The organism is Nocardia sp. CA-128927, assembly GCF_050955855.1.
Taxonomy (GTDB): domain Bacteria; phylum Actinomycetota; class Actinomycetes; order Mycobacteriales; family Mycobacteriaceae; genus Nocardia.
This window is the reverse complement of the sequence record NZ_CP192087.1, coordinates 546,476-566,394: the sequence shown is the minus strand read 5'-3', so window position 1 is coordinate 566,394 and position 19,919 is coordinate 546,476. Positions and strand designations below refer to the sequence as shown.

The following is a 19,919-nucleotide window of genomic DNA, read 5'->3' as shown; positions in this document are numbered from 1 at the left end:
GCCAGGCCGGACACCCCTCGTGGACCGGCCCGGCAAGCACTCTCCCCGAAGCCCGACCTGTCAACCCCTCGAAGACAGGTCGCGCCTCGTTCCCCACCCCCGGTGGTGGCTCGCCCACCGCCACTCCGGAACTTCCGCCCGGTGTGTTCGGTGTTGACACAAACAATGCACGCGCGGGCTTAGCACGGACTTAAGAACACCTTGCAGGCGGAACACCGCCGTTGATACCGCCATGTGGGCGGCGAATGCGCCGAGTTGTAGCAACGGGGCCCGGATAGCGGATGATGGAGACAAGAGCGCCAAGGAGATTGGGAGCAACAATGGAAACCGTGGTGGTCTGGGTACTGGCCTGCCTGCTCTATTGGTGGGGCCTGCTGTAACCGCTGGCAGAAACCTGGTCGAAATCGGCCAGGTCTACTACACTCTGTCGTAGAGTTGCGCGTAGTCATATCCGCGTCTCGTCCGATGGGGGTCACCATGGCTTACCCGACAGCGGCCCGCCCGGATCTCGGCACCGGGCCCGCCTACTCCCAATTACGCTGGGCTACCGGCTTGTTCGCGGTAGCGCTGCTCATCCACGGCGCCGATCATCTGCGGCGCGGCATGGACACCATTTCCAGCACCGTAATGGCGCTCGGCACAGTGCAATCCGTCCTCGCGGTGGTGACCATCGTGCTGGTGTTCACCGGCCACCGCTGGGCCGCGGCCGCGGCCATCGCCGTCGGCTTCGTCAGTGCGGCCGGATTCACCCTGGTGCACCTTTTCCCGGACTGGTTCGGCCCGCTCAGCGACAGCTTCATCAATCCGCCCGCCTCGGCCAAGGTCAACGGATTCTCTTGGTTCGCGGCGGTTTTCGAGATCATCGCCGATCTGCTGATCGGCACCGCCGGACTACGCGCACGGCGCGCAATCGCCTGACAAGACCGGGTTCCGCTGTCCGCCAAAAGGACTGACGGACAGCGGAACCGATGTCAGCGCAGGGCCTTGACCGCGACCTTGGTGGCGTCGGCGACCAGGTCGTTGCTCCCCTCGGCCTCCTTGACGGACTTGCGGGTCTGGATGGCGATGACGAGTGGCGCGCGGGCACCGTCCGGCCAGGTGATCGCCGCGTCGTTGGCGCAGCCGTAGTCACCGGTGCCGGTCTTGTCGCCGGTGGTCCAGCCCGCAGGCACGCCCGCGCGAACTCGCTTGCCGCCGGTGGTGTTCGCCTTCAGCCAGGTGATCAGCTTGTCCCGCTCCGGCGCACCGAGGACGTCGCCGAGCACGACCGCGCGATAGTCGGCGGCGAGCGCGGCCGGGGTGGTGGTGTCACGCTCATCGCCGGGGATCGCGGTATTCAGCTCGGTTTCCCAGCGATCGAGGTGGCTCACCTGATCGCCGAGAGTGCGCAGGAAGTCGGTAAACCCTTGCGGGCCACCGAGTTCGCGCAGCATCAGGTTGCCCGCGGTGTTGTCACTCTGGGTGATCCCGGCCTCGGCCAGCTGGGCGATGGTCATACCCTCGGCCACCTTGGTGCTGGTCACCGGCGAGTAGTTGACGAGATCGGCCTCGGTGTAGTGGATTACGCGGTCGAAGTAGCCGGTGGCGAGCGGGTGCGCCTTCAACAAGGCAGCGGCGGCGAGTCCCTTGAAGGTGGACAGGAACGGGAAGCGTTCGTCCCCGCGTGCGGCGACGGTCTTGCCGGTGCCGGTGTCGACCGCGAACAGGCCGAGCTGTGCGTCGTACTGCTTCTCCAGCGCGGCCAGGTCGGCGGCGGCGGAGTTGTCGGCCTGCGCGCTGGCGCTCGGCGAGTCGGTATGGGCTGCGGAGGAATCGGTGCCGCAGGCGGCGAGCAACGGTAGGACGAGAACGGCGGTGGCCAAGGCCACCCGGGAATCACGCGTCAGCCGAAACATCCCATCACTGTTGCAGGCAAGCCAGTGCCGGGCAAACAGGAACCTCGGTCCGCATGACCTGCGGCTATCACCGAGGCAGGTGCGCACCACCCGGGTACGCACCTGCCTCGGTATCGAATTACGGCGTCGTTCAGCCCTGCGCGGGCGGCGGCGTCGGACCGCCGTCGAGGCCCGCCCGGACCCCCTCCTCGACGCGCTTGCCGAGATCGGGATCCACGTTCGTCCAGTACTCGAACACCCGGCCCAGCACCGGCTCCTGCACCCCGCCGAGCACGTGCCCGACGATGTTGTTCACCAGACGGTCGCGCTGCTCATCGTTCAAGACCTCACGCACCATGGTGCCCGCCTGGGTGAAGTCGCCGTCCTCGGCGTGCTGCACATAACCCGCGCGCACCATCGTCGGGTCGAACTCCCACAGACCACCGTCGGGCGCCTGCGTGGGATCGGCATGCGGGCCACCGAAGGAGTTCGGCGCGTACACCGGCACGCTCGCGTCGTTGTAGAAGTACCGCATCGCACCCTCCTTGGAGTAGGAGTTCACCTCTGCGGCCCGCGGCAGGTTCGGCGGCAACTGCGCATAGTTGGTCCCGATCCGGTAGCGGTGCGCGTCCGCGTAGGAGAACACCCGGCCGAGCAGCATCTTGTCCGGCGAAAAACCGATGCCGGGAACGACATTCGACGGCTCGAAGGCGGCCTGCTCGATGTCGACGAAGTAGTTGCCCGGGTTGCGGTTCAGCGTCCACTTGCCGACCTCGATCAGCGGGTAATCCTTGTGCGACCACACCTTGGTCAGATCGAACGGGTTGAACCGATAGCCCTCGGCGTCGGCGACCGGCATCACCTGCACGTGCAGCGTCCAGCTCGGGAACTCGCCGCGCTCGATCGCGTCCCACAGGTCCTTGCGGTGGTAGTCGGCGTTCTCGCCCGCGATCCGGTCCGCGTCGGCCTGGGTGAGGTAGTCGATGCCCTGGTCGGTCTTGAAGTGGTACTTCACCCAGAAGCGCTCGCCCGCCGCGTTGATCCACTGGTAGGTGTGCGAGCCGTAGCCATTCATGTGCCGGTAGGTCTTCGGGATGCCGCGATCACCCATCAGCCAGGTCACCTGGTGCGCCGTTTCCGGGCGCAGGGTCCAGAAGTCCCACTGCATGTTGTGGTCGCGAAGTCCGTTGCCGGGCAGGCGCTTCTGCGACCGGATGAAGTCGGGGAACTTGATCGGGTCCTTGATGAAGAAGACCGGGGTGTTGTTGCCGACGAGGTCGTAGTTGCCGTCCTCGGTGTAGAACTTCACCGCGAAACCCCGTGGGTCACGCCAGGTGTCGGGGCTGCCCTGCTCACCGGCGACGGTGGAGAACCGGACCAGCGACTCGGTCCGCGCACCCGGCTGGAACAGCTTGGCCTTGGTGTAGCGGCTGACATCGTTGGTCACCACCAACTCGCCGTAGGCGCCCGCGCCCTTGGCGTGCACGATCCGCTCCGGCACCCGCTCGCGGTTGAACTGGGCCAGCTTCTCGATCAGGTAGTGGTCGTGCAGCAGGATCGGGCCCTGGGTGCCCGCGGTGAGCGACTCGTTGTCGCTCTCCACCGGCGTTCCGGTGTTGGTGGTTGTCGGCTTGGTCATTCTCGAAGCCTCCTCGTCGGTGTGAATGCCCGGGGGTGGGCTGTACCCCCGGGGCTCAATCAGGATTGATGCCGCTCTTCGTGCGACAGGTCGGGCACAGACCCCAGAAAACGACCTCCGCCTCGTCGACCGCGAATCCGTGGTCGTCGGCGGGTTGCAGGCAGGGGGCGCTACCCACGACACAGTCGACATCGACGACCGTGTCGCAGCTGCGGCACACCAGGTGGTGATGGTTGTCCCCGGCTCGGGTCTCGTACAGCGCGGCCGAACCGGCCGGCTCGATGCGCCGCAGGAGTCCGGCGTTCACACAGGCCCGCAATACGTCATAGACGGCCTGCGTGGACACCGAACCCAGGGCTGCCCGAACGGTGGCCGCGACCCGATCCGCATCCGAATGCGGTGCGGCCGCGACCGCGTCCAACACCGCGATCCGCGGGGCGGTGACCCGTAGACCGGCCGCGCGCAACTGCGCTCGGGGATCGGTGTGGTTGGTGTGCATGAATCCGATACTCCCCCTTTTCTGGAATTAGTCAAGAAAAGGATTGCGGGAGTGTTCGGCCAGGACGTGGAATACATCTGGGTGGGCGGTCGTTGATCACCACTGTCGGCGTCCGGACAGCCCCGGGCCTCACCCCTTTGTCGCTACGAGCGACCACCCGCCGAGAGGCGCTTGTGGGACGTCGACGCAGAGTCGTGACGCTGGCCTGTTGGAGCGCTTGCGAGAGCGAATGCGCGAGGCCGCGCGTCCGGCGACTCAGCGCCGCCAGGTTTTGCGACCTGGCGGCGTTTGTGTTTTCCGCCCGGCTCGCCGCCTCGGTGGCCCGGTCCCGGCGAGCTTGCGCGATAGCCTCGTGCGCATGGGGCGATTCGGTGGGTTCCTCGTTGGGTTCGCTGTGTTATCGCTGGTCGCGGGCAATGTATTCGCCGCGAGCGCGCAGGCGGCGCCCAGCCGCGTGTCCGGTGAGGTGCGGTGCACCCCGCAGTCCGGGCGCGAGTTCGCGCGGGCGCAGCCGGAGCAGGTCGGCCTGGATTCGGAACGGCTCGCGGACGCGCTGACTTTCGCCGCCACCCGAAATCGGTTGAACGTGCAGGTGTTTCGGCACAACTGCCTGATCGGCGAGGGACCGACGAACGCGCAGACCGGGAACGTGGCGTGGAACATCTGGAGCTCCACCAAGAGCGTCGTCTCGATGCTCGCGGGCATCGCGTGGGATCAGGGGAAGCTCGAGATCTCCGCACCGATCGATCGGTATCTGCCGCCGGAACTCGGTGACGCCGAGCATCGCTCGATCACTGTGGAGAATCTGCTCACCGAGTCATCGGGCCTTGCGGTCGGCGCGCTCACCGAGGGCATCACCGGGGTGGTTCCGATCGATCCGAACAGCGCGGTGCAAGCGTTGGGTATGCCGCTGGACAACCCACCCGGCACGGAATTCAGCTACAGCCAGCGCAACGTCGATCTACTCAGCTACGTACTGGAATTGGCTGTCGGCGAGCCGTTGCAGCAATTCGCGCAGCGCGAGCTGTTCGATCCGCTGGGGATCGAAAGGGGCGACTACTACTGGGCCCGCGATCGCTCCGGGCACACCTACGGCTACGCCCATCTGATGATCCCGCCGAACGATTTCGCCAAACTCGGCCTGCTCGTCAGCAATGACGGGCGTTGGGGCACACAGCAACTCGTCTCGTCACGATATCTGCGGCTGGCGCTCAAACCGTCATCGGCCAACGAATGCTACGGATACCTTTTCTGGCTCGGGCCTGAATGCGCGGCGCCGCTCTATAACGTGCCGCCCGACGTGTTCATGATGGACGGACTCGGGATGCAGAACGTTTTCGGCATTCCGAGCCTCGACCTCACGGTGGTCTGGACCGGTTTCTTCGGCAATCGCAGCAGCAAGGGCCTGACCGGCACTTTGCAGAACCAGGCGGAATTGCCGTACGAGTTCTTCCGTAAACTGTTCGCGGCGTTCCACGACCGGCCCATGCCCGACCCGGGCCCGTTCGTCGAGCCCCCGGTGCGCTTGGATCCCAGAACGTATGTCGACCCCGACATTCTGCTCGCGGTGTTCGGCATCGGCCCGGGCGCCTATCCGGGCTGCAATGTCTTCTCCTGCCTGGACTACCCGCTGGAGCCGCCGTTTTGGGACACCGCACCGGGTTGCGCGATTCTCGCGTGCCTCGGCCCGGACGCGCCGGGGATCCGGTGAAGCTCGGGCACACCGTAACTCGCCATTCGCCCGTCACCGCCCAGCGCGCGCGATAGCCTCGTGCGCATGGGGCGATTCGGTGGGTTCCTCGTTGGGTTCGCTGTGTTATCGCTGGTCGCTGGGAATGTCTGCACCGGCGGCGGGCAGGCGTCCGCCGAGCCCGTGAACGATCCGGTGAGTTGCGCGGTGCAATCCGGCCGCGAATTGGCGCGCGCACAGCCGGAGCAGGTCGGCCTCGACAGCGCGCGGCTCGCGGACGCGTTGGCCTTCGCCGCGAGCCGAAACCGCATCAATGTTCAGGTATTTCGGCACAACTGCCTGATCGGCGAGGGACCGACGAACGCGCAGACCGGCAATGTGGCGTGGAATATCTGGAGCGCCACCAAGAGCGTTGTCTCGCTGCTCGCCGGGATCGCCTGGGACCAGGGCAAGCTCGATCTCGCCGCACCGATCGATCGATATCTGCCGCCGGAACTCGGTGACGCCGAGCATCGCTCGATCACCGTGCAGAACCTGCTCACCGAGTCGTCGGGGATGAAGGTCGGCGTGTTGACCGAGGGTGCCACCGGTGTCGTGCCGATCGACCCGAACAGCGCGGTGCAGGCGCTCGGTGTGCCGCTGGACAATCCGCCCGGCGCGGTATTCAGCTACAGCCAGCGCAATGTCGATCTACTCTCCTACGTCCTCGAATTGGCCATCGGCGAACCGCTGCAGCAATTCGCGCAACGGGAACTCTTCGGTCCGCTCGGTATCGAACGTGGCGACTACTACTGGGCGCGTGATCGAGCCGGGCACACCTACGGCTACGCGCATCTGTTGATCCCGCCGAACGATTTCGCCAAACTCGGCCTGCTCGTCAGCAACGACGGACGTTGGGGCACACAGCAACTCGTCTCGACCGAGTATCTGCGGCAGGCGCGTCAGCCGTCACCGGCCAACAAGTGCTACGGCTATCTGTTCTGGCTCGGACCCGGTTGCGCGGAAGCCGCGAGCATCCTGCCGTCCGACGTGTACATGATGGCCGGGCTCGGCATGCAGAACGTCTTCGTCATGCCGAGCCTGGACCTGATGGTGGTGTGGACCGGGTTCTACGGCAATGTCAGCCAGTCCGGGCTGACCGGCACCATCCAGAACACCGCGGAACTGCCGTACGAGTTCTTCCGCAGGTTGTTCGCGGCGTTCGATGAGCCGCCCATCCCCGACCCGGGGCCGTATGTCGAACCGCCGGTGCGGCTCAATCCGAGCCAGTTCGTCGACCTGAACTTCGTGCTCGCGGTATTCGGCGCCGGGCCGTTCGCCTACCCGGGCTGCAATGTCCTGTCCTGCTTGAATTTCCCGCTGGCGCCGCCCTTCGCGGATAACGCACCGGGGTGCGCGATCATGGCCTGCCTCGGCCCCGGCGCTCCCGGCATCCGCTGAATCACACACCGAGGAAAGGCAACTCACCGTCCTTGGCGCCGTGCACGCGGAAGTGGTCCGGGGAGACGACGATGAACAGCGCGTCCGACTCGGCGATGAGCTCGCCGTCGAGTTCGAGCCGCGCGTAGATGTGCAGCTTGCGGGCGCCCTCGCGGCGATCCACGTGCGCGGAGACCGTCATCTGGCGGTGCAGCGGAGCGGGTTTGACGTAGTTCACCGTGAGTTTGGCGGTCACCGCGGGAATCCCGCTCCGGGTCGGCACGCTGCCCGATGCCTCGTCCAGCACCGCCGCGACCACGCCACCATGCGCCAGACCCGGTGCGCCCTGGTGTTTTTCGTCGAAGGTGCAGGTGCCGACGAGGCGCCCGTCCACCAGCGTCGACACCATGGCGACCCCGGCGCGATTTCCCGGCCCGCAGCCGAAGCATTGATCGCCGTGCGCGGACTTCGCGCCCTCGGGCTCGTGGCCGCTCGCGGCGACATCGAGCGGCGCACTCTCCATGCCGCGATCGGACGCTTCGGCAAGACCGGTCATGCGCACCCCTCAATCAGGAATCAACTGTGTCCCGATTGAAGCTACGGCATCTCCGGCCATCGCTCTCGCCGACCGATTCCCGGTCGCGTGATCAGCACATCTTCCCGTAGCAGGACCGGCGGCCGGTGATCCGATACGGTTCAACCGATTACCGCGTTGCCGTTAGGAGCTGTGCAGTGACCGACCGCGTAGTGCCCCCCTGCCAGGGACGAGGATTTCAGCGCCCATCGGATGGGCGCGTTCGCCGACGCGGTTCTCGCGATCGCGATCACGCTGCTCGTCATCGAGATCAAACGGCCCGAGGGCGAGGAGCTGGCGAGTCCGCACGCCCTGGCCGACTTCCTCTGGCATGAGAAGGCGTCGTTCGTCGCCTTCGTGCTGGCGTTCTTCCTGCTGTGGTCGGTGTGGCGCAGGCACCACATCTTCATCGACGAGGTCGAGGGGCTGGACCGGGCGACCACCGCGGCGCACGCGCCACTGCTGCTGTTCGCCGCCTTCCTGCCGTTCCCGACCGCGATATTCGGGCACGCGCCGGACAACAAGCTGGCCGCGTGCCTGTTCGCCGCGACTGCCGCGGCGCTGTTCGGCAGCGAGGCGGTCATGAAGGAATTCGCCTGGCGGCGTGCGGTACTGCGCCCCGGCGTCGATCCGGTGCAGCTCCGGATCAGCGCCAACGCGTCCGCGGCGGTCACCTCCGTCTTCGTGGTGACCGCCGGGCTGGTGTGGGTCACGCCGTACATCTGGTACGCCTGGTTCTTCGCTCCGATGGCTGCCGCGTTCGGTGGGAAGCTGCTCGAACGCGTCCGTCCTGACCTCCCCCCGCGAGTGCGCGAACGCCGGGCCGAGCACGCGCAGGGGTAGCCCGGACGCTCGCGCGTGGTCAGTCGAGCGGGGTGATCCAGCCGTGCAGGTCGTCGGTGCGCAGCGCGGCGGCGTGCCGCTTGCGCAGGGCCTGGGAGATCGGGCCGGGCTGCCCGTCGGCGACCGTGCGCCCGTCGACCTCGAAGACCGGGGCCGCGCCCGCGGAGGTGCCGGTGACGAAGACCTCGTCGGCGATGTAGAGCTCGGTCAGGTCGACGGTGCGCTCGATGACCGGGATGCCGTCCTCGGCCGCCAGGGTGAGGATGGTTCGGCGGTTGATGCCGTCGAGGATGTCGCAGGACACGTCGGGGGTGATCAGCGTGCCGTTGCGGACCAGGAAGATGTTGGCCGCACTGAGCTCGCAGAGGTGGCCGTTGCCGTCGAGGAAGATGCAGTCGTCGTAACCGCTGTCGATCGCGTCCTGCTTGGCCAGCACCGAATTCACGTATGCGCCGTTGACTTTCGCGCGGGACGGAATCGCGTTGTCCGGAATGCGCCGCCACGGACTGGATTTCAGCCGCATGCCGTCCTGCGGGACGATCGGCACCGCGTCGTAGATGAACAGGCTGACCTGGATCGCACAGCCGCGCACCCTGGTGCCCGGAATCGACTCGACGACATGCACGGTGGCGCGCACGAATACGTCATCGGTCGGGGCATTGCGGCCGACGAGCTCGACGACCGCGGCGTAGAACCGGTCGTAATCCCATTCCACCGCGAACCGATCGATCCCGATGATCTTGCAGGACTCCTCCAGCCGCCGGAAGTGATCCGCCAGCCGAAATGCCGTATGTGCTGCCCCCGCCACGTGAACCGGGAAGACGGTGTAGACGCTGAGCCCGTACAGCACCGCCGACGATGCGACACCAACCGTGGCCGCCTCGGCCGCAACGATTCGGTCACCTAGATACACATGGGGATAAGGGTTCGCCATCGGCGGAGGCTAACAGCCGCGAGGGCGGGCAGGCGACCGGATTTCGGCGGTCACCTGCCCGCCCGGCTGCGGCAACATCATTCGTAGTGTTTACCGACTTTCGCAATCCACAACGCATCCTCGACAACTTTGTAGACGATGCGGTGCTCCTGCGTAATCCGGCGAGACCAGTATCCGGCGAGGTCGTGCTTCAGCGGCTCAGGTTTGCCGATCCCCTCGAAGGGGTCGCTCATAATCGCCTTGATCAGCGCGTTCACCGTCTTCAGCACAGTGCGGTCGCGCTGCAGCCAAGCGGTGTATTCCTCCCAAGCCGATTCGGAGAAAACGAGCCTCATTCGAGGAGCTCGCGGGCGGTCCCGCCACCACCCTCGAGCTCTTGAATCGATCGTCGTAGCCGTGCGCCATCGGGTCCGCTGAGCAATTGGACCGTGGTCATCAGCGAGTCGTAGTCTTCCTTGGACATCAGCACCGCATTACCCCCCTTCGACACGATCTCCACCGTGTCATGGTCCTCATTTACCTGCTTGACCAGAGGAAACAGGTGCTTGCGCGCCTCACTTGCCGTAATCGCAGCGGCCACGAATCCTCCTCATAACGGTACGACATATGGTACCACTCTCGGCCGGCTACGTCATCTATGGACAACTTCGCGCCGAGCCACTGTCTTAGACCGCGATCATGGACCCAGGGGGCAGCGCTCACCCAGGCCCAGCAGGACAACGGGGCGACCGACAAAGGAGTTCATCATGAGTCCAGCCGACGAGACCCGCGAGGAGGCCGTGACGGCGGCCCTCGGGAAGCTCGACCTTCCGGCCAAAGCCCGGCTGCTGATGGGGCAGGACATGTGGTCGCTGCCCGCGCTGCCCGAGATCGGGTTGCGGTCGCTGGTGATGTCCGACGGGCCGATCGGCGTGCGCGGGATCCACTGGACCGCCGATGATCCGTCCATCGCGCTGCCGTCGCCGACCGCGCTGGCCGCGAGCTGGGATCCGGAACTGGCCAGGCGGGCCGGTCGGCTGCTCGCGCAGGAGGCCAGGCGCAAAGCCGTGCACGTGCTGCTCGCGCCGACCGTCAATCTGCACCGATCACCTTTGGGTGGAAGGCATTTCGAGAGCTACTCCGAGGATCCGTATCTGACCGGCCGCATCGGGACCGGTTACGTGAGCGGCGTGCAGGACGGCGGAATCGGCACCACCGTAAAGCATTTCGTCGCCAATGACGCCGAGACCGAACGCTTCACCGTGAACAACGTCGTCTCCGCACGCGCGCTGCGCGAGCTCTATCTCGCGCCGTTCGAGGCGATGGTTCGCGATGCCGGTCCGTGGGGGGTGATGGCCGCCTACAACAAGGTCAACGGCACGACGATGACCGAGCACGGCGAGCTGTTGAACGGAATACTGCGCGGGGAATGGGGTTTCGACGGCATCGTCGTCTCCGACTGGACGGCCGCCAGGTCGACGGTCGGCACGATCACCGCGGGCCTGGATGTCGCGATGCCGGGGCCGCAGGGCGTGTACGGGGACGCGCTGGTCGAGGCGGTGCGCAACGGCGACGTAGACGAGTCAGCGGTCGACGCGGCGGTGCGCAATGTGCTGCGGCTCGCGGCCCGGATCGGCCTGCTGGACGGCGCCGAGCCCGTGGTGACCACGCCGCCGGAGCAGATCGACGGGGTGGCCTTGGCACGTGAGATCGCCTCTCGCGGTTTCGTTCTGGTGCGCAACGAGACGGTCGGCCAGCGCCCCGCGCTCCCCCTCGACGCGGCACGGACGACGGTCGCGCTGAGCGGTCTCGCCGCCAGGGACGCCCGCATTCTCGGCGGCGGCTCGGCCACCGTCTTCCCCGCATCCGTGGTTTCGCCGCTCGACGGATTGACCGCCGCGCTGCCGGACGGCGCGCTGACCTACTCGATCGGCGCTGCCCCGAGCGACGACCTCGGTGCCGCGGATCGCGGATTCGACCTGCGCGCCCGCGTTTTCGATGCCGACGGCGCCTTGCTCGGGGAGAGCTCGCTGCCCAACGGCATGGTCAACTGGCTCGGCGAACTGCCCGAGGGCATCGACTACGACGCACTGCATACCGTCGAGGTGCACGGCACCTTCACGCCGGAGGAGTCCGGTGCGCATGCGTTCGGCACCAAGGGAATCGGTGACTTCCGGCTCGCCGTCGGCGACACCGTGCTGTTCGACGGCGCCGAAACACTCACGGGCGCAGACCCGTTCGACGCCTTCTTCGGCACGCCGACCGAACGTGGCACGGTCGAGCTCACGGCGGGAACGCGGGTCGAGGTGACCATGACCCATACGCCGATGAAGTTCGCGGGCATGCCCATTCAGGCCATCCTGTTCACTCTCGCGCACGGCGAACCGAGGCGTGATCCGGACGACCTGATCGCCGAGGCCGTCGAGGCGGCGCGGGCGGCCGATGTCGCGGTAGTCGTTGTCGCGACCACCGAGCAGGTCGAGTCCGAGGGCTTCGATCGCACCAGCCTGAAGCTGCCCGGCCGCCAAGACGAACTGGTCAGCCGGGTGGTCGCGGCCAACCCGAACACCATCGTGGTGGTGAATGCCGGGTCGCCGGTGGAAATGCCGTGGCGGAACGAGGTTCCCGCGATTCTGCTGACCTGGTTCCCCGGTCAGGAGGCGGGGGCCGCACTCGCCGAGGTACTGCTCGGCGTTACCGAGCCCGGCGGTCGATTGCCGACCACCTGGCCTGCCACGCTGGCCGACTGCCCGGTCTCGGAGGTCACCCCGACCGACGGCGAGCTCGTCTACCGGGAGGACGTGTTCATCGGCTATCGCGCGTGGGAGCGGGCAGGCACCACTCCTGCCTTCCCGTTCGGGCACGGATCGGGTTACACCACATGGGATTACGAGTCGATCGCCAACGAGGGCACTGCGGTGACGGTCCGGCTGCGCAATACCGGCGCGCGCCGGGGCGGTGAGGTGGTGCAGGTCTACCTTGCGCCCGTGGCGGATTCGGTGGTCCGGCCCGCCCGCTGGCTGACCGGTTTCGCCCGCGTCGAAGCCGAGCCGGGTGAGACGGTCGAGGCGCAGATCCGGATCCCGGATCGGGCGTTCGAGATCTGGGACGACGGCGGGTGGCGAAAAGTGCTCGGCGCCTACGAGATCGAGGCGGGCCATTCGTTCGCCGAGCGCCTACTGAGCACCCGCTACGACGCCAACTAAGGATGATTGCGGCCGTGCGCGAGGCACGGCCGCAGCACCTCAGCGATTGCTGAGCAGGACCTCGGCGATCTGAATGGTGTTGAGGGCGGCACCCTTACGCAGGTTGTCGCAGGAGATGAAGAGGGCGAGACCGCGACCGTCCGGCACACCCGGATCCTGGCGGATCCGGCCGACGAGCGAGTCGTCGACACCGGCCGCCTGCAGCGGGGTCGGCACCTCGACGAGCTTGACGCCGGGCGCCTTGGCCAGGATCTCCTTGGCCTGTTCGACCGAAATCGGCTGGTCGAACTCGGCATTCACCGACAGCGAGTGTCCGGTGAACACCGGGACGCGCACGCAGGTGCCGCTCACCAGCAGGTCGGGCAGGCCGAGAATCTTGCGGCTCTCGTTGCGCAGCTTCTGATCCTCGTCGGTCTCGCCGGAGCCGTCGTCGACCAGCGCACCGGCCAGTGGCAGCACGTTGAACGCGATGGGCGCGACGTACTTGTTCGGCGCGGGGAAGTCCACGGCGCTGCCGTCGTGGGTCAGCTTCTCGACGTCGTCGATCACCGCGCGCGCTTGCGTCGCAAGCTCTTCCACGCCGGCCAGGCCGCTACCGGACACCGCCTGGTAGCTGGACACGATCAGACGGCGCAGCCCGGCGATGTCGTGCAGCGGCTTCAGCACCGGCATCGCGGCCATGGTGGTGCAGTTCGGGTTCGCGATGATGCCCTTGACCAGATTGCGGGTCGCCTCGGGGTTGACCTCGCTGACCACCAGCGGAACGTCGGGGTCCTTGCGGAAGGCCGACGAGTTGTCGATCACGGTGACACCCGCCGCGGCGAAGCGCGGGGCCTGCACGCGAGACATGGTGGCACCGGCCGAGAACAGCGCGATGTCCAGCCCGGACGGGTCGGCGAGCTCGGTGTCTTCCACCACGATCTCGCCGCCGCGCCACGGCAGCGCCTTACCCGCCGAGCGCGAGGACGCGAAGAACCGCACCTCGTCGGCCGGGAAGTTGCGCTCCTCCAGCAGTTTTCGCATGACGGCGCCGACCTGTCCGGTCGCGCCGACGACACCTACTCGAATGCCCATCGCTGTGTCCCTTTCGACATGATCGGGAGCGCTGCGTGGTCACGCTGCGCTACCGCCTCCGCGCTTGACCCGATCATGTCAACGTCCTGTTCCCGCGTGCACCACGGCGACCTCGTCGCCGCCCAGATTGAAGGCCCGGTGCAGCACCTGGACCGCCTCGTCCAGCTCGGTGTCGCGGACCAGCACCGAGATCCGGATCTCGGAGGTGGAGATCAGATCGATGTTCACGCCCGCGTCGGCCAGCGCCTCACAGAACGTGGCGGTGACGCCGGGGTGGCTCTTCATGCCCGCGCCGACCAGCGACACCTTGCCGATGTGGTCGTCGTAGAGCACCTGCGAGAAGCCGATCTCGTCCTGCTGCTTGGTCAGCATCTCGACGGCGCGCGCGCCGTCGGTCTTGGGCAGGGTGAAGGTGATGTCGGTCTTGCCGGTATCGATCTTGGAGACGTTCTGCAGCACCATGTCGATATTGATCTCGGCATCGGCGACCGCGCGGAACACCTTGGCGGCGTAGCCGGGCACGTCGGGCAGCCCGACCACGGTCACCTTGGCCTCGCTGCGGTCGTGCGCGACGCCCGTGAGGATTGCTTGCTCCAAGGGGATGTCCTCCATCGATCCGTAAACGTAGGTGCCGGGCTTGTCGGTATAGGACGAGCGAACATGCACAGGCACGTTGTACCGGCGCGCGTATTCGACGCAGCGCAGCATCAGCACCTTCGCGCCGCAGGCCGCGAGTTCCAGCATCTCCTCGTAGGAGACCTGCTCGAGCCGCTGCGCGTCCGGCACGATCCGCGGGTCGGCGGTGAAGACGCCGTCCACGTCGGTGTAGATCTCGCAGACGTCGGCCTCCAGCGCCGCGGCCAGCGCGACCGCGGTGGTGTCGGAGCCGCCGCGACCGAGCGTGGTGACGTCCTTGCTGTCCTGGCTGACGCCCTGGAACCCGGCGACGAGCACGATCTGCCCGTCGTCCAGCGCCTGGCGCAGCCGGCCCGGGGTGACGTCGATGATCTTGGCGTTGCCGTGCGCGCCGGTGGTGATCACGCCGGCCTGCGAGCCGGTGAACGAGCGAGCCTCGGCGCCGAGCGAGTGGATGGCCATCGCGACCAGCGCGTTCGAGATGCGCTCACCCGAGGTGAGCAGCATGTCCATTTCCCTCGCCGGTGGCGCGGGCGCCACCTGCTGGGCGAGGTCGAGCAGTTCGTCGGTGGTATCGCCCATGGCCGAGCAGACGACCACCACGTCGTGGCCTGCCTTCTTGGTCTCGACGATCCGTTCAGCGACGCGCCGGATGCGCTCGGCGGTAGCCACCGAGGATCCTCCGTACTTCTGAACAACGAGAGCCACGACAGGGTCCTCCAAGATCGACTACCAGCTGCTAACAGCAACCCAGCGTACCGGCCGTCGTCCAGCGGATTCCGGCTACCTCCTCAGCCGACCGGCGCGGCGGAGCTGTTTCGCTGGTCGGACTTGGCCATACACTGATTAAGGGGTGGCCACGCAACAACTGATTTCGCAAGCACATGGGTAACTCGCCAGGTATGGGCTAGCGCAACCCGGCATGCCGCCGCCGGCCGCCGACGTCACTGTTACCGCGCCCAAATCTGGCCTGAATACGCGGAGAGGCGGGCAGGTGATGAAGAGCACGGTATTCACGGTGACCACCGGACGGACCGAGGTCGTGCAGGACATCACCGGGCAGTGCGCGACGTTCGTGCGCGAAGCCTCCGGCGGCGGTGACGGGCTGCTGAATGTGTTCGTGCCGCACGCGACCGCGGGTATCGCGGTGATGGAGTTGGGTGCGCGCAGCGATGACGACCTGCTGGCCGCGCTGGGCGATCTGCTGCCCGCCGACGATCGGTGGCGGCACGCGCACGGGTCGCGCGGGCACGGGCGCTCACATGTGATGCCCGCGCTGATCCCGCCCTACGCGACGATTCCGGTGATCGGCGGTGCGATGGCCTTGGGTACCTGGCAGTCCGTCGCGTTCGTCGATCTCAATGTCGACAATCCCGAGCGTCAGGTCCGGCTGTCGTTTCTCGGCGACGGATGACCTAAGCGCGCCCCGCCGCGGGCACGTGCAGCCGGGCGAGCTCGGTTCTGTTGGCGATGCTGAGTTTGGCGTAGACGTGCGCGAGGTGGGTCTTGACCGTGCCGCGGCTGATGAACAGGCGGGCGGCGATCTCCGGGTTGGACAGGCCGGAGACGGCGAGATCGACGACGGACCGTTCCATCGGGGTCAGGCTCGCCCAGCCGGAATCCGGGCGATTGCGTTTGCCGCGCGCCTTGGTGGCGTAGTCGACGGCCTGCGTGATGTCCATGGTTCGGCCGCGGTCGCGGTAGTCGGCCAGATCTTCTTCGGCGACAAGAGAACTCAGCAGTGCGCGGGCAGTGCCTACGGATCGTCCCGGTACCGATCCGGTATCCGAGCGGGCGCGTTCGACGGCGCCGAGGAGAACGGCGGCCGATTCGACGGTGCCGCGCCGAGCCAGCGCCACCGCGAGCGCCTCGAGGCTTGCCGCGCAACCGAGTACGAGTTCGTGCTCGGCCCGGATGCGGAGCGCTTCGTGGTGCAGACGTAGCGCGTGCTCGATATCGCTGTGGTGCAACAGGAATGCTTGCTGGTCGAGCACGTCGGCGTACACCGAGGGCAGCGCGCGGATCATCGGCTCGATCGCCAGCGGGTCGAGAAGCGCTGCCGCCGCATCGGATTCGCGTGCGTCCGGTTGTTCTTCGCTCAGTTGACGCAGCGCCGTGGCAAGCACCACCTGGGTCCACGGGGTGAGCGGCCCATCGGCGGTATCGCCGGGCGTGCGCCCCTCCCGACGGCACCACGCGATGGCTTCCGCCGGGTTCCCGGCCGCCAGCGCCAGCATGCCGTGCACGCGTTCCCAGCCCGGCACGAACGGCGATGCTTCCCCGTCGAGCAGGCGATCGATCGGGGCGAGTGCGGCGGCGGCATCGTCGAGACGGCCTTGGCGCACCCGTATTTCGGCGAGCGCCGCCCGGGCCGATCCCATGTGGTGGAAGTCGTGCAGCGGCTGCGCGGTCGCGACGGCGTTCTCCGCGAGTTCGGCGGCGCGCGACAAGTCGCCCGACTGCGCGGTCGCGGTGGCGAGCCAGGTGAGCGCGAAGGAGACGAAGCCGCGGTCGTTGCGCTTGCGCATGCCGACGAGCGCCTGGTCGAGTTGTTCGATGGCGCTGCGGTATTCGTCGCGGAACAGGTGGATCAGCCCGAGCAACGCCTGCGTCGAATCGGCGATGAATGCGTCGCCGAACCGCAGCGCGTCCCGGTGCAACGCGTCGGCGTCGGCGTACGCCCGTTCCAGGTCGATGCCGAGTTGCTCGACCGCGCACAGCGAGCGCGCCAGCCTGCCGACCTCGGCGGCGCCGACCTCGGCGGCCAATGCCGCTGCGGCACGGGCCGATTCGTAGCCGACGAAGCCGTAGACAGCGGTGTCGCAGACCAGTGCCAGGCCGACCAGCACCCGGGCTTGCAGCTCATCACGCGCCCCGGCGCCGCGGTCGACGGCCAGTTGCAACACCCGCACCCCTTCGAGGCCGCGCGGTTCGAGGTACCAGAACCACGCCATCGCGGCGGCCAGCCTGCGCCCACCGGATGGATCGTCGCGGCGCAGACCCCAGTCGATGGCGGCACGAATGTTGTTTAATTCCAGCGTGATTCGGGCTCGCCAGGAGTCCTGGTCACTGCTGCGCAGGGGTTCGACGCGCTCGACCAACGCGAGGTACCCCGCGAGATGACGTTCACGCAGCAGCTCGGTCTCGTCGGCCTTCGCAAGCTGTAGCAGCGCGTAATCCCGCACCACGCCGAGCATTCGGTAGCGCGCCACCGCACCGGTCGTGTCCGCCGAGACCAGCGACTTGTCGATCAACCCGCGCAGGGTCCGCAACGCGCGACCCGGCGTCGCGTCCAACTCGGCCACCTCGTCGGCGGCAAAGCCTGGCTCGAACACCCCGAGCCTGCGGAACAGCACTCGTTCGTCGTCGTCGAGCAGGTCATGGCTCCAGCGCATCGATTCCGCGAGGGTCTGCTGCCGGAACGGGGCGGTGCGGGAACCGCCGTCGAGCACCGCGAAGGGCTCGTGCAGCGAGTCCGCGAGCTGGGCAAGCGACAGCGTGCCGGTCCAGCCTGCGGCGAGCTCGAGGGCAAGGGGCAGCCGGTCGAGGCGGTCACACACGCGGCGGGCCGCGGTGCGTGCCTCCGGTGTCGGCTCGCCCGCGTGCGCACGCGCGAGGAACAGCGTCAACGCGTCGGCCAGTGCGAGCGGGGGCACCCGGCGCACCTGCTCGCCGCCGACCCCTAGCGGCGCACGGCTTGTCGCGAGCACACCGAGTTGTGGACAACGCCCGAGCAGTCCGGTGACCAACGCCGCGACGCCGTCTCCGAGTTGTTCGCAGTTGTCCAGTACCAGCAGGGTTTCGCGGTCGGCGAGCCCGCGGGCCACGGTCGCGACGGGATCGGCGCCGGTGGGCACCAGCACGCCCAGCGCCGCGGCCACCCGGTGCACGACCGCCGCGTCGTCGTGTTCATCCTCCAGCGCAACCCAGCGGACACCATCCGGCCAGGTCTCGAACACAGTGCGGGCCACTCGGAGCGCGAGCCGCGTCTTGCCGCAGCCGCCGGGACCGACCAGCGTGACGACCTTGCCCGGCGCAACCACAGCGGCCATCGCCTCGACTTCCTCGGTGCGGCCGATGAACGAGGACAGCTCGGTAGGTAGTGCGTCGGCGGAGTCTGGCATCGCGTCAGCAGTCTGACATGCCGAGCCTGTGCACGCGACCCTCCCGGGCCGACAGATCGGCCACCTCGGCCACCACGTATCGGCCAGGTGGCAGATGTTCCGGCGCCCGTCCGGCGGAAGTATCTATCTCAACGACGCGGACAGCGTCACAGACAAGAAGGAAACATCATGACGAACACAGGAAACCGCCGGGTCGTTGCCAACATCACCCTCTCGCTGGACGGCCGTACCAACGGCCCCGGCGGCGACTACGACATGAGCTGGATCGTGCCGCACGCCGTGAGCGACACCGCCCGCGACCGGATGGTGCAGATGACCGAGGCGGCCACCACCGCGCTGCTCGGCCGCAAGAACTACCAGGGTTTCGGCGGCTACTGGCCGACCGTGGCCGTCGACGAGAACGCCGACCCGCGCGACCGCGCCTTCGGGCAGTGGCTGGACGCCGTGGAGAAGGTGGTCTTCTCCACCACGCTCACCGAATCCCCGTGGCAGCACTCGCGGATCGCGGACGCCGACCCGGTGGAAACGGTGAAGCAGCTGCGCCAGCAGCCCGGCGGCGACATCGTCGTGCTGGCCAGCAGCAGCGTCATCAAGGCACTGCTCGCGGCCGACGAGGTCGACCGGATCACCATCACCCAGTGCCCGGAGATCGCCGGCGGCGGGTCCCGGCTCTTCGAGGACGGCCTCGCGGCATCGAGCTGGTCGCTGACCGATCTGTCCACCACCGAATCCGGTGCGCTGTACCTGATCTACGACCGGGTCCGCGGCGCATGATCTCCCCCGACGGCGACGGCCGCGGCGAAAGCTGTTCGGCCGTCGCCATTGTCGGGTCAGGCGCGAGTCAACCAGGTGACCTGGTTGCCGTTGCCGAATTCCTTGCGATCGGTCGGCTCGAACAGCGTCGGCCGGAATTCACCGTCGAAGGCCGGGATGCCGGTACCCGCGACAACCGGGTAGCTCTTGATCACCATTTCATCGATCTCACCGAGCAGGGCGGCGGCCAGCTTCCCGCCGCCAGCGAGCCAGATATCCAGGCCCGCTTCCTGTTTCAGCTGCCGCACCAGCGCGACAGGATCCTGCTCGACCAGTTCGACGGCCGGGTCATCGATCCGGCCGAGCGTGCTCGACACCACGTACTGCCGCATATGACCGTACGGGCTGGTCAGCCCGACGGACAGGGCAGGCTCGTAGGTGCCACGACCCATCACCAGCGTGTCGAACTTCTGATTCGGCGCATCCGCCGCAACTCCGAAATGCGCACGGGCGTGCGTGGGCAGGGTTTCCGGGTATTCCCGACCGATCCATTCGGTGAAGTCCGCGGGCAGCGGATAGAAGCTGATATCGCCATCGGGTGCGGCGATGTAGCCGTCGAGCGACATGCCGACGAAGTAGACGAGTTTTCGCATAGCAGAACCTCTTTCGAAATGG

18 protein-coding genes are annotated in these 19,919 nt (G+C 67.3%); 7 read left to right on the top strand and 11 right to left on the bottom strand.

Annotated elements, in window-relative coordinates; translation table 11 throughout:
• Window positions 1-477 precede the first annotated feature (477 nt).
• Window positions 478-918 carry a hypothetical protein gene (locus ACQPW1_RS02815; RefSeq protein ID WP_433661224.1) on the top strand — a complete coding sequence of 147 codons (441 nt, stop codon included), beginning with the start codon at window positions 478-480 and terminating at the stop codon, window positions 916-918.
• Window positions 919-971: 53 nt separating this feature from the next.
• On the opposite strand, the gene bla is transcribed toward ACQPW1_RS02815, so the two are convergent.
• From bla to ACQPW1_RS02800, 3 genes are all read right to left on the bottom strand, one after another.
• Complete coding sequence (gene bla, locus ACQPW1_RS02810; RefSeq protein ID WP_433661223.1) at window positions 972-1,895, bottom strand: class A beta-lactamase; 924 nt, start codon at window positions 1,893-1,895, stop codon at window positions 972-974.
• A 130-nt stretch (window positions 1,896-2,025) separates the two neighbouring features.
• On the bottom strand, window positions 2,026-3,513 hold the full coding sequence (locus ACQPW1_RS02805; RefSeq protein ID WP_433661222.1) for a catalase: 1,488 nt from the start codon (window positions 3,511-3,513) through the stop codon (window positions 2,026-2,028).
• A gap of 55 nt (window positions 3,514-3,568) precedes the next feature.
• On the bottom strand, window positions 3,569-4,012 hold the full coding sequence (locus ACQPW1_RS02800) for a Fur family transcriptional regulator (RefSeq protein ID WP_433661221.1): 444 nt from the start codon (window positions 4,010-4,012) through the stop codon (window positions 3,569-3,571).
• 358 nt (window positions 4,013-4,370) lie between these two features.
• Between ACQPW1_RS02800 and ACQPW1_RS02795 the strand changes: the two genes are divergently transcribed.
• Window positions 4,371-5,723 (top strand): serine hydrolase domain-containing protein, encoded by a 1,353-nt coding sequence (locus ACQPW1_RS02795; protein ID WP_433661220.1) that lies wholly within the window; start codon window positions 4,371-4,373, stop codon window positions 5,721-5,723.
• 66 nt (window positions 5,724-5,789) lie between these two features.
• The gene (locus tag ACQPW1_RS02790) at window positions 5,790-7,142 is read left to right on the top strand and encodes a serine hydrolase domain-containing protein (RefSeq protein ID WP_433661219.1); all 1,353 of its coding nucleotides are present in this window, start codon (window positions 5,790-5,792) and stop codon (window positions 7,140-7,142) included.
• A 1-nt stretch (window position 7,143) separates the two neighbouring features.
• On the opposite strand, the gene ACQPW1_RS02785 is transcribed toward ACQPW1_RS02790, so the two are convergent.
• Window positions 7,144-7,677: a PaaI family thioesterase gene (locus ACQPW1_RS02785; RefSeq protein WP_433661218.1), complete on the bottom strand. Its 534-nt coding sequence runs from the start codon at window positions 7,675-7,677 to the stop codon at window positions 7,144-7,146.
• Window positions 7,678-7,908: 231 nt separating this feature from the next.
• Between ACQPW1_RS02785 and ACQPW1_RS02780 the strand changes: the two genes are divergently transcribed.
• Window positions 7,909-8,538 carry a TMEM175 family protein gene (locus ACQPW1_RS02780; RefSeq protein WP_433661217.1) on the top strand — a complete coding sequence of 210 codons (630 nt, stop codon included), beginning with the start codon at window positions 7,909-7,911 and terminating at the stop codon, window positions 8,536-8,538.
• Window positions 8,539-8,557: 19 nt separating this feature from the next.
• Here ACQPW1_RS02780 and ACQPW1_RS02775 read toward each other — a convergent pair whose 3' ends face one another.
• The 3 genes from ACQPW1_RS02775 to ACQPW1_RS02765 all read right to left on the bottom strand — a co-directional run bounded on the left by ACQPW1_RS02775 (window position 8,558) and on the right by ACQPW1_RS02765 (window position 10,052).
• Window positions 8,558-9,472 carry an aminotransferase class IV gene (locus ACQPW1_RS02775; RefSeq protein WP_433661216.1) on the bottom strand — a complete coding sequence of 305 codons (915 nt, stop codon included), beginning with the start codon at window positions 9,470-9,472 and terminating at the stop codon, window positions 8,558-8,560.
• Window positions 9,473-9,549: 77 nt separating this feature from the next.
• The gene (locus ACQPW1_RS02770) at window positions 9,550-9,807 is read right to left on the bottom strand and encodes a Txe/YoeB family addiction module toxin (protein WP_433661215.1); all 258 of its coding nucleotides are present in this window, start codon (window positions 9,805-9,807) and stop codon (window positions 9,550-9,552) included.
• The gene (locus ACQPW1_RS02765; protein ID WP_433661214.1) at window positions 9,804-10,052 is read right to left on the bottom strand and encodes a type II toxin-antitoxin system Phd/YefM family antitoxin; all 249 of its coding nucleotides are present in this window, start codon (window positions 10,050-10,052) and stop codon (window positions 9,804-9,806) included. The genes ACQPW1_RS02770 and ACQPW1_RS02765 overlap by 4 nt, the downstream gene beginning before the upstream one ends.
• A gap of 166 nt (window positions 10,053-10,218) precedes the next feature.
• Here ACQPW1_RS02765 and ACQPW1_RS02760 point away from each other — a divergent pair, with 166 nt between their 5' ends.
• The gene (locus ACQPW1_RS02760; RefSeq protein ID WP_433661213.1) at window positions 10,219-12,657 is read left to right on the top strand and encodes a glycoside hydrolase family 3 protein; all 2,439 of its coding nucleotides are present in this window, start codon (window positions 10,219-10,221) and stop codon (window positions 12,655-12,657) included.
• Window positions 12,658-12,696: 39 nt separating this feature from the next.
• Here ACQPW1_RS02760 and ACQPW1_RS02755 read toward each other — a convergent pair whose 3' ends face one another.
• On the bottom strand, window positions 12,697-13,731 hold the full coding sequence (locus ACQPW1_RS02755; protein WP_433661212.1) for an aspartate-semialdehyde dehydrogenase: 1,035 nt from the start codon (window positions 13,729-13,731) through the stop codon (window positions 12,697-12,699).
• 78 nt (window positions 13,732-13,809) lie between these two features.
• Window positions 13,810-15,075 (bottom strand): aspartate kinase, encoded by a 1,266-nt coding sequence (locus ACQPW1_RS02750; RefSeq protein WP_433661211.1) that lies wholly within the window; start codon window positions 15,073-15,075, stop codon window positions 13,810-13,812.
• Between the two features lie 289 nt (window positions 15,076-15,364).
• On the opposite strand from ACQPW1_RS02750, the gene ACQPW1_RS02745 reads away from it, so the two are divergent.
• Window positions 15,365-15,781: a secondary thiamine-phosphate synthase enzyme YjbQ gene (locus tag ACQPW1_RS02745; protein ID WP_433661210.1), complete on the top strand. Its 417-nt coding sequence runs from the start codon at window positions 15,365-15,367 to the stop codon at window positions 15,779-15,781.
• A 1-nt stretch (window position 15,782) separates the two neighbouring features.
• On the opposite strand, the gene ACQPW1_RS02740 is transcribed toward ACQPW1_RS02745, so the two are convergent.
• Window positions 15,783-18,491 carry a helix-turn-helix transcriptional regulator gene (locus tag ACQPW1_RS02740; RefSeq protein ID WP_433661209.1) on the bottom strand — a complete coding sequence of 903 codons (2,709 nt, stop codon included), beginning with the start codon at window positions 18,489-18,491 and terminating at the stop codon, window positions 15,783-15,785.
• A 168-nt stretch (window positions 18,492-18,659) separates the two neighbouring features.
• On the opposite strand from ACQPW1_RS02740, the gene ACQPW1_RS02735 reads away from it, so the two are divergent.
• Window positions 18,660-19,265, top strand: coding sequence for a dihydrofolate reductase family protein (locus ACQPW1_RS02735; RefSeq protein ID WP_433661208.1), 606 nt, complete (start codon window positions 18,660-18,662; stop codon window positions 19,263-19,265).
• Window positions 19,266-19,321: 56 nt separating this feature from the next.
• On the opposite strand, the gene ACQPW1_RS02730 is transcribed toward ACQPW1_RS02735, so the two are convergent.
• On the bottom strand, window positions 19,322-19,897 hold the full coding sequence (locus tag ACQPW1_RS02730; RefSeq protein ID WP_433661207.1) for a dihydrofolate reductase family protein: 576 nt from the start codon (window positions 19,895-19,897) through the stop codon (window positions 19,322-19,324).
• Window positions 19,898-19,919 lie beyond the last annotated feature (22 nt).